Origin of the sequence: Streptomyces sp. NPDC052079 (assembly GCF_040680275.1) — a bacterium.
In the GTDB taxonomy this organism is placed as follows: Bacteria; Actinomycetota; Actinomycetes; order Streptomycetales; family Streptomycetaceae; genus Streptomyces.
On the sequence record NZ_JBFAWL010000010.1, the window covers coordinates 61077 to 76512 of the forward strand.

General features: G+C 72.6%; 18 protein-coding genes. 9 read left to right on the top strand and 9 right to left on the bottom strand.

All coding sequences use genetic code 11. The annotated features are described in order from the left end of the window. The first annotated feature begins 34 nt into the window (after nt 1-34). From AB0L56_RS17425 to AB0L56_RS17435, 3 genes are read left to right on the top strand one after another with little or no spacing between them, the layout of a single operon-like run. Nucleotides 35-619, top strand: coding sequence for a PRC-barrel domain-containing protein (locus tag AB0L56_RS17425; protein ID WP_365424248.1), 585 nt, complete (start codon nt 35-37; stop codon nt 617-619). Further along, on the top strand, nt 619-1050 hold the full coding sequence (locus AB0L56_RS17430; protein ID WP_365424395.1) for a PRC-barrel domain containing protein: 432 nt from the start codon (nt 619-621) through the stop codon (nt 1048-1050). The genes AB0L56_RS17425 and AB0L56_RS17430 overlap by 1 nt, the downstream gene beginning before the upstream one ends. A gap of 59 nt (nt 1051-1109) precedes the next feature. After that, nucleotides 1110-2381 (top strand): streptophobe family protein, encoded by a 1272-nt coding sequence (locus AB0L56_RS17435; RefSeq protein ID WP_361032552.1) that lies wholly within the window; start codon nt 1110-1112, stop codon nt 2379-2381. A 29-nt stretch (nt 2382-2410) separates the two neighbouring features. On the opposite strand, the gene AB0L56_RS17440 is transcribed toward AB0L56_RS17435, so the two are convergent. Together AB0L56_RS17440 and mgrA are read right to left on the bottom strand one after the other, a co-directional pair. Then, complete coding sequence (locus AB0L56_RS17440; protein ID WP_361032549.1) at nt 2411-2821, bottom strand: hypothetical protein; 411 nt, start codon at nt 2819-2821, stop codon at nt 2411-2413. A gap of 314 nt (nt 2822-3135) precedes the next feature. Then, complete coding sequence (gene mgrA, locus AB0L56_RS17445; RefSeq protein WP_365424250.1) at nt 3136-4128, bottom strand: L-glyceraldehyde 3-phosphate reductase; 993 nt, start codon at nt 4126-4128, stop codon at nt 3136-3138. Between the two features lie 127 nt (nt 4129-4255). Between mgrA and AB0L56_RS17450 the strand changes: the two genes are divergently transcribed. Then, nucleotides 4256-5140 carry a LysR substrate-binding domain-containing protein gene (locus tag AB0L56_RS17450; RefSeq protein WP_365424252.1) on the top strand — a complete coding sequence of 295 codons (885 nt, stop codon included), beginning with the start codon at nt 4256-4258 and terminating at the stop codon, nt 5138-5140. 27 nt (nt 5141-5167) lie between these two features. Beyond that, complete coding sequence (locus tag AB0L56_RS17455; protein ID WP_365424254.1) at nt 5168-5683, top strand: DUF664 domain-containing protein; 516 nt, start codon at nt 5168-5170, stop codon at nt 5681-5683. On the opposite strand, the gene AB0L56_RS17460 is transcribed toward AB0L56_RS17455, so the two are convergent. The 4 genes from AB0L56_RS17460 to AB0L56_RS17475 form a co-directional block, all read right to left on the bottom strand. Continuing rightward, nucleotides 5647-6744 carry an adenosine deaminase gene (locus AB0L56_RS17460; RefSeq protein ID WP_365424256.1) on the bottom strand — a complete coding sequence of 366 codons (1098 nt, stop codon included), beginning with the start codon at nt 6742-6744 and terminating at the stop codon, nt 5647-5649. The two genes, AB0L56_RS17455 and AB0L56_RS17460, sit on opposite strands and share 37 nt — an antisense overlap. A 54-nt stretch (nt 6745-6798) precedes the next feature. Next, nucleotides 6799-7191: a VOC family protein gene (locus AB0L56_RS17465; protein ID WP_365424258.1), complete on the bottom strand. Its 393-nt coding sequence runs from the start codon at nt 7189-7191 to the stop codon at nt 6799-6801. 105 nt (nt 7192-7296) lie between these two features. Then, a complete protein-coding gene (locus tag AB0L56_RS17470; RefSeq protein ID WP_365424260.1) occupies nt 7297-8673 on the bottom strand; it encodes a phospholipase in 1377 nt (458 codons plus the stop codon). Nucleotides 8674-8763: 90 nt separating this feature from the next. Next, complete coding sequence (locus AB0L56_RS17475) at nt 8764-9654, bottom strand: glycoside hydrolase family 19 protein (RefSeq protein WP_365424262.1); 891 nt, start codon at nt 9652-9654, stop codon at nt 8764-8766. Nucleotides 9655-9965: 311 nt separating this feature from the next. On the opposite strand from AB0L56_RS17475, the gene AB0L56_RS17480 reads away from it, so the two are divergent. Continuing rightward, on the top strand, nt 9966-10406 hold the full coding sequence (locus AB0L56_RS17480; protein ID WP_361032525.1) for an SPW repeat protein: 441 nt from the start codon (nt 9966-9968) through the stop codon (nt 10404-10406). A gap of 129 nt (nt 10407-10535) precedes the next feature. Next, nucleotides 10536-10799 carry a GlsB/YeaQ/YmgE family stress response membrane protein gene (locus tag AB0L56_RS17485; RefSeq protein WP_365424264.1) on the top strand — a complete coding sequence of 88 codons (264 nt, stop codon included), beginning with the start codon at nt 10536-10538 and terminating at the stop codon, nt 10797-10799. Between the two features lie 205 nt (nt 10800-11004). Here the strand turns inward: AB0L56_RS17485 and AB0L56_RS17490 are convergent, their stop codons facing one another. Continuing rightward, nucleotides 11005-11787 carry a GNAT family N-acetyltransferase gene (locus AB0L56_RS17490; protein ID WP_365424397.1) on the bottom strand — a complete coding sequence of 261 codons (783 nt, stop codon included), beginning with the start codon at nt 11785-11787 and terminating at the stop codon, nt 11005-11007. 83 nt (nt 11788-11870) lie between these two features. Here AB0L56_RS17490 and AB0L56_RS17495 point away from each other — a divergent pair, with 83 nt between their 5' ends. After that, on the top strand, nt 11871-12356 hold the full coding sequence (locus AB0L56_RS17495) for a nucleoside deaminase (RefSeq protein ID WP_361032519.1): 486 nt from the start codon (nt 11871-11873) through the stop codon (nt 12354-12356). Between the two features lie 67 nt (nt 12357-12423). Here the strand turns inward: AB0L56_RS17495 and AB0L56_RS17500 are convergent, their stop codons facing one another. Further along, nucleotides 12424-13050, bottom strand: a complete 627-nt coding sequence (locus tag AB0L56_RS17500; RefSeq protein ID WP_365424267.1) for a chaplin — start codon at nt 13048-13050, stop codon at nt 12424-12426. Between the two features lie 299 nt (nt 13051-13349). Between AB0L56_RS17500 and AB0L56_RS17505 the strand changes: the two genes are divergently transcribed. Continuing rightward, nucleotides 13350-14951, top strand: coding sequence for an alpha/beta hydrolase (locus tag AB0L56_RS17505; protein WP_365424269.1), 1602 nt, complete (start codon nt 13350-13352; stop codon nt 14949-14951). A gap of 4 nt (nt 14952-14955) precedes the next feature. Here AB0L56_RS17505 and AB0L56_RS17510 read toward each other — a convergent pair whose 3' ends face one another. Further along, entirely contained in the window at nt 14956-15354 is a 399-nt protein-coding gene (locus AB0L56_RS17510) for a hypothetical protein (RefSeq protein WP_361032510.1), read from the bottom strand. Nucleotides 15355-15436 lie beyond the last annotated feature (82 nt).

The window sequence follows — 15436 nt, forward strand, 5'->3', positions numbered from 1 at the left end:
CCGGATGCCGCGGGGCCGGCTGGAAGGGTGTGCCATGAACGGACTGACGTCGGTGCGGGCCCTGACGACGCTCCCCGTGGTGACGCTGGGCGGTGACGCCGTGGCCCATGTGAAGGACACGGTCTTCGACACGTCGGCCGGGCGGATCGCGAGTTTCACCCTCACCGGCCGGACCCTGCTGTCAGGGCCCCTGCCGCTGGACCTGCCCTGGCCCGCGGTGCACTGTCTGGGCCGGGACGCGGTCATGGTCCGCGACGCGGGGGCGCTGTGCGACCTGCCGCTGTCGGCGGCACGCCGCGACGCCGCACGCGGGCGGCTGCTCGGGGCGCAGGTGATGACCGACGACGGCGAGACGGTGGGCACGGTGCTCGACGTCCTGGTCGAGGGCGGCACCAGTGGCCGGCTCGTCGCGTTCCGGCTCGCCGCGCAGCGTGAGCTGGTGCACGGCTCCCGGCACCGCCGGCACCGGGTGTACGTGCCCCGGGGCGAGGCGGTGAGCCTCGACGGCCGGACCCTGGTGATCCCCGCACGCGCGCGGACGTATGTGACCGACGATCTGCCGGCCTTCGTGGCCCGCGTCGGAGCCGGCCACGGCCTCGGGAGGGAAGTGGCCTCGTGATGCTGTTCTCGCGGGCGCGGGGGCTGCCCGTCCTGACCCCCGGCGACGCGGACCGTGTGGGCGAGGTGCGAGGGCTCACCGTGGACGGGGCTCCCTGGCGGGTCACCCATGTCCTGATCTCGCGGGGGCGGCTGCGCAAGGGGGCCATGGTGGCGTGGAACGCCCTGCGCGCGGCAGGACCCGACATGCTGGTGGTGCGCCCGGCCCGGGGCCCGGACGAGATGCCCCCCCACCGCGAGCTGGTGGGGAGCCGGGTGCTCACGGAGTGCGGCGAGGAGCGCGGCACGGTGCTCGACGCGGCGTTCGACCCGGTGACGGCACGCATCGAGGCGGTGCTGACGACGCGCGGCGAGCTGCCGCCCGACCGTCTGCTGGGTCTTGGCGACCACGCCCTGGTGGTCCGCTCCGGCGCCGCGCACCACCGGGAGTAGCACGACGCGTACGGACCTCCCGGCAGGCGGCGTCGGCGAGGGCTGCTTAGCGTGCACACGTGAGCGCACGCACCTCTTCCGGCCCCTCGGTCGCCCGGCACGGCTGGGCCCAGGCCCTGGCCGCGGTCCTCGGCGCACTGGTCGCCATGGCGGTCGTGGCGGCCCCCGGGCTGTGGGCGGCGGGTGCGACGGGCCTGCCCGGCGATGCCTTCCCCCAGGTCGTCGCGGCGACGCTCGTGACGGCCGTCGGCGGCACGGTGAGGCTCTCCGGCGATGCCGGCGAACTGGCCGGAACGGAGGGCGGACTGACGGTCATCCCCCTGTCCGTCACGCTCACCGGGGCCCTGGTCCTCGGCTGGTGCTTCCGGCGTCCATTGCGTCACCGGGTGGTCGCCGGGGCGCCCGAGCTGGCCGTCTGGGCCGCGCGGATCGCCGTGCTGTGGCTGGCGGCGCTCCTCGGCCTGGGGCTCGCCGCGCGGCACACCTTCGAGATCTCCCTCGGGGAGGGTCCGCTCGGGGACCTGGGCGAGCTGTTCGGCATCAGGCCGATGGCCGGCTTCGCCGCCGACGTGCCGCTGACCATGCTGATCGGCCTGGTCTGGCTGGCGGGGGTGCTGCTGGTGACGCTGCTGGTGTCCCATGGGGCCCCGCTGCCCGCCGGGCTGCTGCGTTTCCAGACGGCGGCGCGTCCCGCGGCGCAGGCGATGGTGATGCTGCTGCTCGCCTCCGTCGTCATCTGCCTAGTCGTCGCGCTGGTCGTCGCCGCCACCCGGGGCCACCCGGTCGAGACGTTCGCCGTGGTGCTGCTCGGGCTGCCCAACGTGGCCTGGCTCGCGCTGACGGTCGGGCTCGGCGCCACCTGGGAGGGCAGGGTGGAAGGGCCCTTCGGGCTGCCGATGCCGCAGGTGCTGGACGAGGTGCTGCGCACTCCGGACGTGTCCGAACTGAACCTGGGCACGCTGGTGGAGCACGACGGGAACAGATGGTGGTGGCTGCTGGTGGTGGACGCGGTGCTGCTGCTGGCCGTCGCGTTCCTGACGGCGGCCCTGTCCCCCGCCGATGTCCGGGTCCTGCGGCACGCCGTGTACATGGGGGTGGCGCTGGCGCTGACGGTGCTGATGATCTGTCTGATGGCCCGGATCTCCGCGCGGATCGGTCTGTCCGTGCTGGGCATCGGCGAGCTCGCCGAGGGGTTGTCCGGGGAGGTGCTGCTGAAGGCGCGGCTGCCGAGCGCCCTGGGGCTGGCCCTGCTGTGGGGGACGGCCGCCGGGTTCGCGGGAGCGTGGGGCGCACGTGCGGTGCGCCGGCGGGGCGGCGGGGCGGGCCGCTGACCCGGCCGCGGGCAAGGGGCCGGTTCCGGTCACGCGACCGGGACGCCGAGCACACGGGCGGCGCGCTGCATCCGCAGGGCGTCCACGGATTCGGCCAGCAGTTCGTACTCGGTGGTGTCGTCACCGGTGGCGACCCGCACCAAGCGTCCGGCGGCGAGCGCCTCGGCGACGTCCTCCTGCCGGTCGACGTCACCGCACCAGGCGCGCAGCACGGCGGGTACGTCGGGCACGCCGTCCGGGACGGGGACGAGCGCGCCCGGCGGTAAGTGCTCGGCTTCGGGCTGCGGGTCGAGCCGCTCGGCGATCCAGGAGGCGCGGTCGCGCAGCCACCACAGGGCCAGGGCGAGGGTGGGCGCCCGGTAGGTGCCCAGGGGTACGCCGATGCGCCGGCCGTCGCAGACCCCGTACGCGGTGACATGGCACAGGAATTCGTCGTGCACGTTCCCTCCCCCGCTGCGTTGCGCGCCTGCCGGGAAGGGCCGGCTGCCCGCCCCCGTGGGCTCGCGTGCTGTGCGTGAGGGCGCCGTCGCGCGGTGTGAAGCGCTCTCGCTGTCGAGTATGTTCACCGCTGAAACAGTGTCACCACGTGTTTCCGGCCAGTCTCCTGGCATATGCACGGGGGGATGCCTGGCCGAAACGGGCCCGGTTCCCGTCGCCGGAGCGGATGTGATCACGCTCGACGCCGGGACCGGGCGCGTGCCGTGTACGGGACTCTGGACCGACTACCGCGTGCCGTGCACGGATTCCGGGCGGACTACCGCCTCACCACCGCGTCGATGCGCCTCAGCTCGTCCTCGGTGAAGTCGAGGTTGCGGGTGGCGGCCACGCTGTCCTCGAGCTGCTGCGGGCTGCTCGCGCCGACCAGGGCGGAGGTGAGACGGCCGCCGCGCAGCACCCATGCCAGCGCCATCTGCGCCAGGGTCTGCCCCCGGGAGGCGGCGATCTCGTTGAGCGTACGCAGCCGGCCCACCAGCTCCCCGGTGACGGCGTCGCTGCTCAGGAAGGGGCTGTCGCTCGCCGCCCGGGAGTCCTCGGGGATGCCGTCGAGATAGCGGCCGGTGAGCAGGCCCTGCTCCAGCGGGGAGTAGGCGATGGAGCCGACCTGGAGCTCGTCCAGGGCGTCCAGCAGTCCCTCGTCCTCGGGACGGCGGTCGAGCATCGAGTAGCGGGGCTGGTTGATCAGCAGCGGTGTGCCCAGCTCGCCAAGGATGCGGGCGGCCTCGCGGGTCTGCTCGGCGGAGTAGTTGGACACGCCGACGTACAGCGCCTTGCCCTGCTGGACGGCCGTGTGCAGGGCGCCCATCGTCTCCTCCAGGGGAGTCTCCGGGTCGAAGCGGTGCGAGTAGAAGATGTCGACGTACTCCAGGCCCATCCGGCCGAGGCTCTGATCCAGCGAGGACAGCAGGTGCTTGCGCGAGCCCCATTCGCCGTAGGGGCCGGGCCACATCAGGTAGCCGGCCTTGGTGGAGATCACCAGCTCGTCGCGGTACCGCGCGAAGTCCGTCCTCAGCGCATCGCCGAAGGCGGTCTCGGCCGCGCCGGGCGGCGGCCCGTAGTTGTTGGCCAGGTCGAAGTGGGTGATGCCCAGGTCGAAGGCGCGGCGCAGGATGGCGCGCTGGGTCTGGGCCGGACGGTCGGGTCCGAAGTTGTGCCACAGGCCGAGCGAGAGCGCGGGGAGCTTCAGGCCGCTGCGTCCGGTGCGCCGGTAGGGCATGTCCGCGTAACGGTCGGGGTGTGCGGTGTACAACGCGACTCCAGAGGGGTTGGCACGTCTTCCGGCGGTTCTGTCGAACCGTTACTCCACTCTGTCGTGACCTGCGGGCAGTGGTCCAACAGAAGAATCCGATGGAATTCAGCGGATACGGTTCTCAATCATGGAACTGCGTCACCTCCAGCACTTCGTGGCCGTCGCCGAGGACCGGCACTTCACCCGCGCGGCGGAACGGCTGATGGTCTCCCAGTCGGGCCTGTCCGCGTCGATCCGCGCGCTCGAGCGGGAGCTGCGGACGCCGCTGTTCGTACGGACGACCCGCAGGGTGACGCTCACCGAGGCCGGGCGGGCGCTGCTGGCGGAGGCCGAGCGGATCCTGGCGCAGGTGCGGGCGGCGCACGAGGCGGTGGCCGCGGTGCAGGGTGTGCTGCGCGGCACGCTGGCGCTGGGCACGGAGCAGTGCATCGCGGGGGTGAACGTGGCCGGGCTGCTCGCCGCGTTCCGGCGGCTTCACCCGGACGTGGAGATCCGGCTGCGCCAATGGGGCTCGGCCGCGCTGGCCGAGGAGGTAGCGGCGGGCCGGCTGGACCTCGCCTTCGCCTACCGGACGGAGGCCGATCCCGAGCATCTGCGCTGCGTGCCGCTGACGGGTGAACCGATGACCGTGCTGTGCCATCCGGACCACCGCCTGGCCCGGGACGGGGTGCCCCCCACGCCGCGCGACCTGGCCGGCGAGGTCTTCGTCGACTTCCACCCCGACTGGGGCCCGCGCCGTGCCACCGACGCCGCCTTCGCCGCGGCGGGGGTACGGCGCACGGTGGCGCTGGAGGTGAACGACGTGCACAGCCTGCTGGACCTGGTCGACGAGAACCTGGGCATCGCCGTGGTCCCGCGGCACTTCCGGCACAAGCGCCCGGCGCTCACCGCGCTGCGGCTGAAGGGCACGGGCGAGGCGGCGTACGAGACGGTCGCGCTGGTGCCGGCCCCGCGGGCGACCAGTCCGGCGGCGCGGGCCCTGATGGCCCTGCTGGACGACGGGGGCGCGTGAGGCGCGCGGATGCGCGAGGGTGGACCCATGCATGCCAAGGACATCCTCATCGACGGCTTCGGCCGCATCCGGGAAGAAGTCCACGCCGCCGTCGAGGGCCTCGGCCCGGACGAGCTCGCCGCCCGGCCCGGCCCGGAGGCGAACTCGATCGCCTGGCTGGTCTGGCACCTCACCCGCATCCAGGACGACCATGTCGCGGACGCCTTCGGCCTCGACCAGGTGTGGCTCTCCGACGGCTGGGAGAAGCGCTTCGGGCTCGGTCTGCCGCGCCACGACACCGGGTACGGCCACACCCCGGCGCAGGTCGCCAAGGTGCGGGTCGACTCCGGCGACCTGCTGACCGGCTACTACGACGCGGTGCACGAGCAGACCCTCGGGGCCCTGCGCACGCTGACCGCCAAGGATCTGGAGCGAGTCGTCGACGAGCGCTGGGACCCCCCGGTGACGCTGGGGGTACGGCTGGTCAGCGTCCTGTCCGACGATCTGCAGCACGTCGGACAGGCGGCCTACGTGCGCGGGCTGGTCCGGACCGCCGCGTCGTAGCCGGGCAGCACCACGTCACGGAGGAGGGCGGTCCGCTCGTCGAAGGGCAGGAAGGCGCTCTTCACCGCGTTCACCGTGACCGTGCGCAGATCCTCGATCGTCCACCCGGCCTGCTCGACCAGCAGGGACATCTCCCGGGTCATGGTGGTGCCCGAGACGAGGCGGTTGTCGGTGTTGAGGGTGACGCGGAAGCCGAGGTTCTTCAGCGCGGTGATCGGGTGGCCGGCGATCGAGGCCGCGGCGCCGGTCTGGAGGTTGGACGTGGGGCACATCTCCAGCGCGATCCGGCGGTCGCGGACCCAGCCGGCCAGCCGCCCGAGCTTGCCCGCCCCGAGGTCGGGGATGTCCTCGGTGATGCGCACACCGTGCCCGATCCGCTGGGCCCCGCAGACCTGGAGGGCCTGGTGGATGCTGGGCAGTCCATGGGCCTCGCCGGCGTGGATGGTGAACGGCACGCTCTCGCGCCGCAGATGCTCGAAGGCGGCGAGGTGGTCCGCGGGCGGGAAGCCGTCCTCGGCGCCGGCGATGTCGAAGCCGACGACTCCGGCGTCCCGGAAGGCGACGGCAAGGTCGGCGGCCTCACGGACGCGGTCGAACATGCGCATGCCGCAGAGCAGCGTGCCGACCCGGACGGGCGTCCCGGCGGCGGCCGCCTTGGCCATACCGGCCGCGAGCCCCTCCTGGACGGTCTCCACGACCTCGCGCATCGTCAGCCCGCCCCGGGTGTTCAGCTCGGGGGCGTAGCGCACCTCGCCGTAGACGACGCCGTCGGCGGCGAGGTCGAGCACGTACTCCTCGGCGGTGCGCAGCAGGCCCTCGCGGGTCTGCATGACGGCGAGGGTGTGTTCGAAGGTGGCTATGTAGCGGACCAGGTCCCCGGAGTTCGCGGCCTCGACGTACCAGGCGGCGAGCTCCTCGGGATCGGTGGTGGGCAGGGTGTGGCCGACCGCCTCCGCGAGCTCCACCACGGTGGCGGGGCGCAGACCGCCGTCGAGGTGGTCGTGCAGGACGGCCTTGGGGAGGCGGCGGATCAGTTCGGCGTCTACACGCGTAGCGTTCATACGGGACTTCCTTGAGCGGGCGGTTCGAAAGCAGAAAAGCGGGGGGGGGAGAGGTCAGGCGGCGGGCTGGAGCAGGTCCCAGCGATTGCCGTACAGGTCCTGGAAGACGGCGACCGAGCCGTAGGGCTCATGACGCGGCTCCTCCAGGAAGGTCACGCCGGCGGCGGTCATGCGCGCGTGGTCGCGGGCGAAGTCGTCGGTGTGCAGGAAGAAGCCCACGCGCCCGCCGGTCTGGTCGCCGACCCCGGCCCGCTGGGCGTCGCCCTTGGCGCGGGCGAGCAGCAGTCCGGCGCCGGTGTGTCCCGCTTCCGGTTCGACGACGACCCAGCGGCCGCCGTCCGGCCGGGGCGCGTCCTCGGCGAGGCGGAAGCCAAGGGCCTCGGTGTAGAACCGGATCGCCTCGTCGTAGTCGTCGACGACGAGGGTGACCAGGGCGATGCGTCTCATCGTGACCTCTCGCGGGTGGTGTGACCGGAGAGGTTATACGTAAAACTGCCGTGGGCGCCACTCCCCTCCCCGAGCGGTTCCCCCGGGGAGGGGACCGGTCGGCCCCTACGGGTAGATGTACGTGTTGAGGTCGGCGACGGCGGCCGCGGGGTTGCCGAGGTCGTAGCGGTCCACGGCGAGGTAGTTGGGCTTCTTGCGGGCGGCCGGCCCGCAGAACCGGCGGGCGCGGTCGGCGAGCTTGGAGTTGTCCGTACCGGCCGTGGAGGCCATCGCCGCGTCCCGGAAGTGGTTCATGACGAACAGAGGCCTGAAGCCCGGCTCGGTACGGGTCAGCGGGATGTTGGTGCCCGCGTCGTACCAGCGGCTGTAGCAGGACCAGTCGGAGGCGCCCAGGCCCGAGCCCATGGACCAGTAGTTCTCGACGGTCCACTCGCGCTGGTACATCACGCCGAAGGTGTCCCGGGTCAGCCCGGCGGCCTCGTCGGCGGCGCGGCTGTGATCGGAGAAGATCAGCAGCCGCTGCCCCGCGGCGGTCAGCTCCGCCAGGGCAGGCCAGCCGTTCTCGCGGACACCGGTGCGGTCCGGCCGGTACAGCACGTCCGACAGCCCCTGGACGCGGGCGAGTTCGGCGCGCAGGACGCCCGGGTCGACGTAGTCCTCCAGGAAGACGGTGACGAACTGGTCGGGGCGGGCGCGCAGGAAGTCGACGATCCGCTGGAGGTCGACCCACAGGGCGACCGGCCCCCGGACGAGGGTGCAGCTGTTGTGACAGAGGATCGCACCGTCCGGCGTCTGGTGGATGTCGAGCATGAAGCCCCGGACCCCGTCGGCGAGCTGGCGCTCGATGCCACGGGTCTGGTTGGGGAAGAGGTCGACGAAGGGCGGGGCGAAGCCGCCGTCCACGCCGTTGGCGTAGGCGTTGTGGGCGGTGAGGAAGGTGACCTGGTCCAAGGTGCGCCGGCTCTCGGGCGGCATGGGGCGGGTGACCGGGTCGACCGGCGTGAGGTACCAGGCGGCGAGGTCACCGGTGCCGGGGCCGACGGCGAGCGGGGCGGGGTGATTGGCGCCGGAGGGCTTGGGGGCGACGGTGAGGCGGCGGTCCGTGCCGGGGACGGTGAGCGTGAACCGGTCGGCGCCCGCGGAGGCGATCTCCCAGCGCGCCTCGGGGCCGTCGCAGGCGACGGTCCGGGCGCGGTCGCCCGCGCGCCCGAGGCATATGCCGGGGCTGTCGGTGCTCTCCAGGGTGCCGTCGGCGCTCAGGCTCCACTGCTGGTGGTCCTCGTTGCCGCGCGGTCTGTGCTGTTCGACCGCTCCCGCGCTGTCGGCGGCGTTGAGCCCGGTCACCGCGCTCTGCACGTAGTACGTGCCGGGCGGCGGGAGGGCGCCGGCGGCTGCGGCGGACACGGCGGGCGCCGGTGCCAGGACCGTCGCGGCCAGCGCGGCCGAGACGGTCACGGCGAACAGGGCGTGGGGGGTGCGCATGGCGGATGCCCTTTCGTCCAAGTACGGCCGGGCGCGCGAGGTGCGCGCCCGGCCGTGCGGATGGTCAGGGGCATGACATCACGGAGGGCGTCAGCAGTACAGGTTGCCGCCGGGCGACGTACCGAGGATCTGGGCGAACTGCTGATACTTGGTCACCCTGCTCTGCACCTGCGCCGGGTTCTTGCCGTCGCACTCCACCCAGCCGTTGATGGCGCGGATCGTGTGGCCGAACCCGGCCTGGTTGACCATGGCGCTGTGCGCGGTCATCGACCCGGGACCCCGCTGGGTGTTCCAGTACCACAGGGCGGTCTTCCAGGCGACGGTGGAGTCGTTCTGCACGAGCCAGGGGTTGTTCAGCAGATCGATGCCGAGCGCATCGCCCGCCGCCTTGTAGTTGTAGTTCCAGCTCAGCTGGATCGGGCCGCGCCCGTAGTACGCCGCCTGTCCGGCCGGGCATCCGAACGGCTGCCCGGAGTCGCAGTAGTGCGGGTAGTTGGCGGTGTTCTGCTCCACGATGTGCACCAGACCGCCGGTCTCGTGGTGGACGTTGGCGAGGAAGGCTGCGGCCTCCTGCTTCTTGACCGCGTCGCTGCCGGTGTTGGCGAAGCCCGGGTAGGCGCTCAGGGCGGCGGTCAGCCCCCGGTAGCTGTAGAAGGAGTTCCGGCCCGGGAACATCTGGTTGAACTGCGCCTCGCTCACGACGAAGTTCCCGACGGGCGCGCCGGGGCCGTTGTCACAGGCGTAGGGCTCCCAGTACCAGGTGCTGATGACCGGGTCGTAACCCGGGTTGGCGTGCTCGGCGATGTACGCCTTGCCGTCGGTGTAACGCACGATGTCACCGGCGTTGTACGACCTTCCGGCGACCCAGTTGGGATAGCTGGAGCAGGAGGCGGCGGAGGCGGTCGCGGCGGGGAGCAGTACGGGGGCGCTGCCGGCGAGGACCAGGGCGGCCGTCATGGCGGCGATACGGCGTCTCGACAAGGGATCAACTCCTTTGGGGGCACGGCCGCTCCCGGGCGAGGACATGCCTGAGCGAAGCCTCGCCCGCACGCGCCGGCGGGGCCGGTCACGGCAGTGGGGGGCGGCCGCGGTGGGGGTGTGGAGCACACTCAAGCGCTTTGGTCTGTACCAGTCAAGGGTTTAGACCAGTCATCACAGCAGACCGGTTGACCGGATTCCGCCCCCAGGCTCTACACATAAAGACGAGATAAGCGCAAAATAAGACTTATGCGGCTCTTATGTCGCATACCACACAAGACGCAGTCAGGCTTGCTAGTCGAAGGAGAGGAGTCATGGCCAACGTCTCGCACCCGCGCGGTGACCTCGCGAGCCATCCCGACGCAGCGGAGCTGCGGGCACGGTACGACCGTGTGCTCGGCGGTCGTGACGTGGTCCTCGTGGACGGGCCGGTCTTCCTGCTCGGCCTCTACTGTGCGGTGTCCCCGTGGATTCTCCATTACACGGCGAGCCAGCCCGCTCTCGTGCCCCACAATTTGATCGTGGGCATCGCGATCGGCCTGCTCGCCCTGGGGTTCACCGCGGCCCCGGCCCGTATGTACGGCCTCAGCGGAGCCATGTGCGCCGTGGGCATCTGGATGATCATCTCTCCGTGGATCGTCGGCGACGGCCCGGACGCCGGTGTGATCTGGAACAACGTCGTCATCGGCGCCCTCGCCGTGGCACTCGGCACGGTCTGCCTGGCCACCGCCGCCAGGACCGGGCGCAAGGCATAGACAGGCCACGAAAGGAGCGGAGCGCCGGCCCGCGTCGACCGCGGGCCGGCCCTTTCGTGTCCGGGCCGGACTGTCCCTCCGGCGAGGGGGCAGACGCACAGCAGCGGGGACACGAGGAAAAGGGGCGAGATGGAGATCGACGGCATCATCAGTGCCATCCTCATCGGCATTGTCATCGGCGTTCTGGGCCGGCTGGTGGTCCCGGGGCGCCAGCGCATCGGGGTCCTGTGGACGATCCTGGTCGGCATCGTCGCCGCACTGATCGGCTCGGCGCTCGCCGCGGCCTTCGGGGTGGCCGACACCAAGGGCGTCGACTGGATGGAGTGGCTGATCCAGATCGGCCTCGCCGGACTGGGGGTGGCGGCGCTGGACCGCACGAAGGCCGGCCGCTGACGGCCGTCGCCGACTCGCGTCAGAGCGTGGCGGGCCACTGCTCGTACCGGGTCACCGTGGCGTGCACGGTGTCCCCGAGCGGTGTCTGCGCCATGACGACTGTGGTGTGCGGAAGGAGGCCGTCGCGGCCCGGGCGGACGCGTCGCTGCCGGAACGGGCTGTCCCGCCTTACCGCGCGGGCGCGCACGCACCGGAGTCGTCGTGCTTACGGCGCCGGTGCGTACACGTACGGAGTCGTCGTGGTGAGGGCGGCGAAGCCGAGGCGTTCGAGGATCGGACGGCTCTGTTCGGAGGCGTCGACCTGCAGGTAGCGGTAGCCACGGTCCGCGGCGAGCCGGGCCCGGTGGGCCACCAGGGCGCGGTAGATGCCGCGTCCGCGCCACTCCCGCACGGTGCCCCCGCCCCACAGTCCGGCGAACCGGGCACCCGGCACCAGTTCCATGCGGGCCGCGCTCACCGGCTCCCCGCCGGCCAGGGCGAGGACCGCGACAACCGTGTCCGGGGCGGCGGTCAGCCGGTCGAGCAGCTGCTGTCGGTACCGGGAGGCGTCGGCCCCGAACGCCTTCTCGTGCACCTCGGCCACCAGGTCGACGCCCGCCCGGTCGGTGACGGGCACGACACGGATGCCCTCGGGCGGCTCAGTGTCGAGGGAGAGGCCGGACACCTCGCCGATCATGAGCGTCTCCTCCGGCCCGGGCGTCAAGCCGGCGGCCACGAGCCGCTGCCCGAGATCCGCCGGGAGGTCATGGCCGTACAGCTTCCATTCGAACTCGAGGCCGAGCCCGGTGAAGTACGCGATCTGCTCCGCGATGGCCGCGTCCACGTCCCCCTCGTCCAGGGCCGAACAAACGACGCCGTTCCAGCCGTGCGCGGGAGCCGTCTGCCGGACCACCCCGCCCACGCGCTCGACGCAAGCGCCGGGGCCGTCGGGCCGCGCCCCCTCGCGCATGTCACGGTCGAACAGGGCGAGTACGGCGGCGTGGTCCATGCGCATGAGTCGACCATGGGCCGCCATGGGGAGCAACGGAATTAGGGTTGCTGTCGATCACGCCGTCACGAGGAGGCCGGACGATGGTCGTGAAGGATGACGAACTGCCGTATCTGCGGCGCTGTGTGGAGCTGGCGGCCGAGGCGCTGGAGTCCGGCGACGAGCCGTTCGGTTCGGTCCTGGTGGACGGCGACGGTGCGGTGCTCGCCGAGGACCACAACCGGGTGGCCTCCGGAGATCGCACCCGGCATCCGGAGTTCGAGCTGGCGCGTTGGTCGGCGGCGCACATGTCGCCCGCCGAACGGGCCGCGGCCACGGTGTACACGTCCGGGGAGCACTGCCCGATGTGCGCCGCCGCCCACGCCTGGGTGGGCCTCGGACGCATCGTGTACGTCGCCTCCTCCGAGCAGTTGACCTCCTGGCTGTCGGAGCTGGGTGTGCCCGCCCCGCCCGTACGGATGCTGCCCGTCCAGGAGATCGCTCCGGGCGTCGCCGTGGCCGGGCCCGTTCCCCAACTGGCGGAGGAGGTCAGGGAGTTGCACCGGCGTTTCCACCGCGGGCGCGGCTGACCCGCGGGGCCCCGCCGGACGGTGCGGGCGGCGGGACCACGCGGGCCTGATCGTTTCTCCGGGGACGTCAGCCGTCCGTCCGCGGGCGGGCTCGGCGGTACAGGGCCACTCCGCCGAGGAAGAGGGCGGCGCCGGTCGCGAGGACCGGCAGCGTCCGGTCGGCGCCCGTGTCGGCGAGGGCGGCGTCGTCTCGCGGGGCCGCGTGCGGCGCCGGATCGGGGAGGGTCCGCGGCGGCGTGGACGGCTCGGGCTCCGGTTCCGCCGGGCGGTCGGGGCGCTCGCCGGAGGTGTTGGTGGAGGTGTTGTCCGTCGACCCGTTGCCGACGCCGGCCAGGTTCACACTGTTCCCGCTGACATTGACCGGGAGGTCCACCGGCAGCTGCACCCCGTTGCCGGACACCACGCCCGGGGAGTCCTGCGTGTCGCTTTCCGCGGCCGCCCCGGCTGCGGAGTCCGCGGCACGATTCTCCTCGCGCGTGTCCTCGTTGACACAGGTGTTGCCCGCGGCGGGGTTGAGGAGGCCCGCCACGTTCACCGTGTTCCCGCACACGTTCACCGGGAGGTGCACCGGGAGCTGGACGGTGTTTCCGGACACCACTCCGGGTGAACCGGCGGCGACGCCGTCCGCCCCGGCGTCGGCGTGCGCCGGCACCGCCATGGCCATCGCGCCCGACGCGGCGGCGACGGCGATCACACCGTTTCGGGTAACCCGTCTCATAGGTTCCCTGCCCTTCCAGACTTGGTCACGAGCGCTCGCCCGTACCGGAGAGAACGCGGCTGCGGCATCCGGGTTATGGCTCATCCGAATGCCGCAGCCGGTTCACCCCATCGGGGGTACCGTCGCTCGAACCGCGGGCAAAGGCCGTCGAACTCATGGCGGACGCACGCACGGCACGGCCCGCCCGGAGTACCGCCGTACGGCCGACAGGCGGGTGCCACGGGGCGCGCCTATGGTGAGCAAGGGCGCCGGTCGGGGCGTCCGTGGAGGCATCGATGCTGGCCAAGCTGTCGAAGCGACCCCGGATCCGGAGCTGCGCGGTGCGCCCCTCGGGTCGGCGCTGCGCGGCCGCCGGGGCGGTCGGCCTGGCCCTGCTGGGCACGGGACTCGCGGCCAACGGCCCGGTCAAGCCGGACCTCGACCGGTTCTACGACCAGAAGATCACATGGTCGGCCTGCGAGGGCGTGGAACTGCCGAAGGACATGCAGTGCGGGACCGTCACCGTGCCCCTCGACTACGCGGAGCCCGGGGAGGGCACGCTGGAGCTGGCGCTGGCCCGCTACCGGGCCACCGACGGCCCCCGGGGCTCGGTGGTGCTGAACTTCGGCGGCCCGGGCGTTTCCGGGGTACAGGGACTCGCCCAGGGCCGCAAGGACTTCCTGGGCCTGACCGACGACTACGACGTGGTCTCCTTCGACCCGCGCGGCGTCGGGCTCTCCTCACCGGTCAGCTGCGGTACCGACGCCACCAGCCGGGCGCTGGAGGCGACCGACGGAGAGGAGATGGCCGATCCGCGCGAGGTGCTGCGGCAGTTGCGCGAGGTGGCCGCCGAGTGCGCCAAGCACTCGGGCCCCGTCCTGGAGCACATCGGCACCGTGAACGTCGCCCGGGACCTCGATGTGATGCGCCAGGCGCTCGGCGACGACAAGCTCAACTACCTGGGGTTCTCCTACGGAACCCGGCTCGGCGCGGTGTACGCGGCCCGGTTCCCGGAGAAGGTGGGGCGCATGGCGCTGGACGGCGTGGACACGCTGACGGAGCCGCTGGCCGAGCAGGGGCTGGCGAGCACGCGGGGGCAGCAGACCGCGCTGGAGAACTTCCTCACGTGGTGCACCGAGGAACTCGCCTGCCCCTTCGGGCAGGACGCGCGCGACGCCCGCAAGCAGGTCGTGGAGCTGGTCCACTCGCTCGACGAGAACCCGGTGCCGACCGACTTCGGGTACGAGTTCACCGGTCAGGACCTGGCCGGCGCCATCGGACAGGGCCTCTACACCAAGGAGACGTGGCCGCTGCTGCAACGCGCGCTCGCCCAGCTGATGCAGGACGGGGACACCAGCGGGGTGGAGGCACTGGCGACCGGCGGGGCGGCACCGACCGCACCGCAGCGGGCCGAGGACCCCGTCGTCGACCCGGAGGACGTACCGCCGGACAACGTGCCGGCCGCGCTGATGGCGGTGAACTGCGCGGACGACCCCGACCGCCCGGACGCCGAGCGGCTGACCCGGGACCTGGCCCGGCTGCGGTCCGAGTACGAGGAGGTCTCGCCGGTCTTCGGCCGCTACCGGCTCGCCCAGGTGGTGCTCTGCTACGGCCGGCCCAAGGGCACCGACTACATCCGGGAGCAGGTCAAGGACCTCGACACGCCGAAGATGCTGCTGGTCGGCACCCGGGGCGACCCCGCCACGCCGTACCGGTGGGCGGTGGAGACCGCCGAGCGGATCGGCTCCCCGGCGGTGGTGCTCGACAACCGGAACGAGGGCCACACCGGCTATGGCTCGTCCGAGTGCGTCCACCGCAAGGTCGACGACTTCCTGCTGTACGGCTCCCTGCCCCCGAGCGGCAGTTCCTGCGGCCCCGGGGGCGACGACCGTCTCTGACCGGCTACCCGGACGCCACGAACCCGTACTCCTCGCCCCCGTCCCCGCCGCGGCGCAGCGTTTTCGCCGCCCGCCCCGCGTCGGGCACGGAGACGGCCAGGCGGGCGTAGGGCACCGGGTGCCACAGGTCGATCAGCACGGTCGGCACCCCCGCGCGCACGGCCACGAAGTCCCGGCCGAGCGGATGCTCCCGCTCCCCCACGCAGAACCTGCCCGGCCGGCAGCGTCCGGTGACGGGCGTGCCGCGCATCGCGCGCCACCAGTCGGGTTCCACGCCGGTCGCCCGCACCTCGGACAGGGGCACGCGCACCGTGCGCCTGCGGGCCAGGAGCGCCTCCCACCACGACAGGCGGACGACGAGGGTCCGGGCGTCCGCCGGCCCTTCCACGTCCAGGTGCGCCATCGCCGGTTCACCTCCCCCACCAGCGTGCACCCGCGACCGGCCCCGCCCCACTCCCCCGCCGGGGCCTTTGCCCCAAATGCCG

What these genes read in the sequence shown, in the direction of transcription:
- AB0L56_RS17425 (WP_365424248.1), top strand. Translation starts at nt 35, where the DNA reads ATGAACGGACTGACGTCGGTGCGGGCCCTGACGACGCTCCCCGTGGTG.
- AB0L56_RS17430 (WP_365424395.1), top strand. Translation starts at nt 619, where the DNA reads ATGCTGTTCTCGCGGGCGCGGGGGCTGCCCGTCCTGACCCCCGGCGAC.
- AB0L56_RS17450 (WP_365424252.1), top strand. Translation starts at nt 4,256, where the DNA reads ATGGAACTGCGTCACCTCCAGCACTTCGTGGCCGTCGCCGAGGACCGG.
- AB0L56_RS17455 (WP_365424254.1), top strand. Translation starts at nt 5,168, where the DNA reads ATGCATGCCAAGGACATCCTCATCGACGGCTTCGGCCGCATCCGGGAA.
- AB0L56_RS17460 (WP_365424256.1), bottom strand. Translation starts at nt 6,744, where the DNA reads ATGAACGCTACGCGTGTAGACGCCGAACTGATCCGCCGCCTCCCCAAG.
- AB0L56_RS17465 (WP_365424258.1), bottom strand. Translation starts at nt 7,191, where the DNA reads ATGAGACGCATCGCCCTGGTCACCCTCGTCGTCGACGACTACGACGAG.
- AB0L56_RS17470 (WP_365424260.1), bottom strand. Translation starts at nt 8,673, where the DNA reads ATGCGCACCCCCCACGCCCTGTTCGCCGTGACCGTCTCGGCCGCGCTG.
- AB0L56_RS17480 (WP_361032525.1), top strand. Translation starts at nt 9,966, where the DNA reads ATGGCCAACGTCTCGCACCCGCGCGGTGACCTCGCGAGCCATCCCGAC.
- AB0L56_RS17485 (WP_365424264.1), top strand. Translation starts at nt 10,536, where the DNA reads ATGGAGATCGACGGCATCATCAGTGCCATCCTCATCGGCATTGTCATC.
- AB0L56_RS17490 (WP_365424397.1), bottom strand. Translation starts at nt 11,787, where the DNA reads ATGGACCACGCCGCCGTACTCGCCCTGTTCGACCGTGACATGCGCGAG.
- AB0L56_RS17495 (WP_361032519.1), top strand. Translation starts at nt 11,871, where the DNA reads ATGGTCGTGAAGGATGACGAACTGCCGTATCTGCGGCGCTGTGTGGAG.
- AB0L56_RS17505 (WP_365424269.1), top strand. Translation starts at nt 13,350, where the DNA reads ATGCTGGCCAAGCTGTCGAAGCGACCCCGGATCCGGAGCTGCGCGGTG.
- AB0L56_RS17510 (WP_361032510.1), bottom strand. Translation starts at nt 15,354, where the DNA reads ATGGCGCACCTGGACGTGGAAGGGCCGGCGGACGCCCGGACCCTCGTC.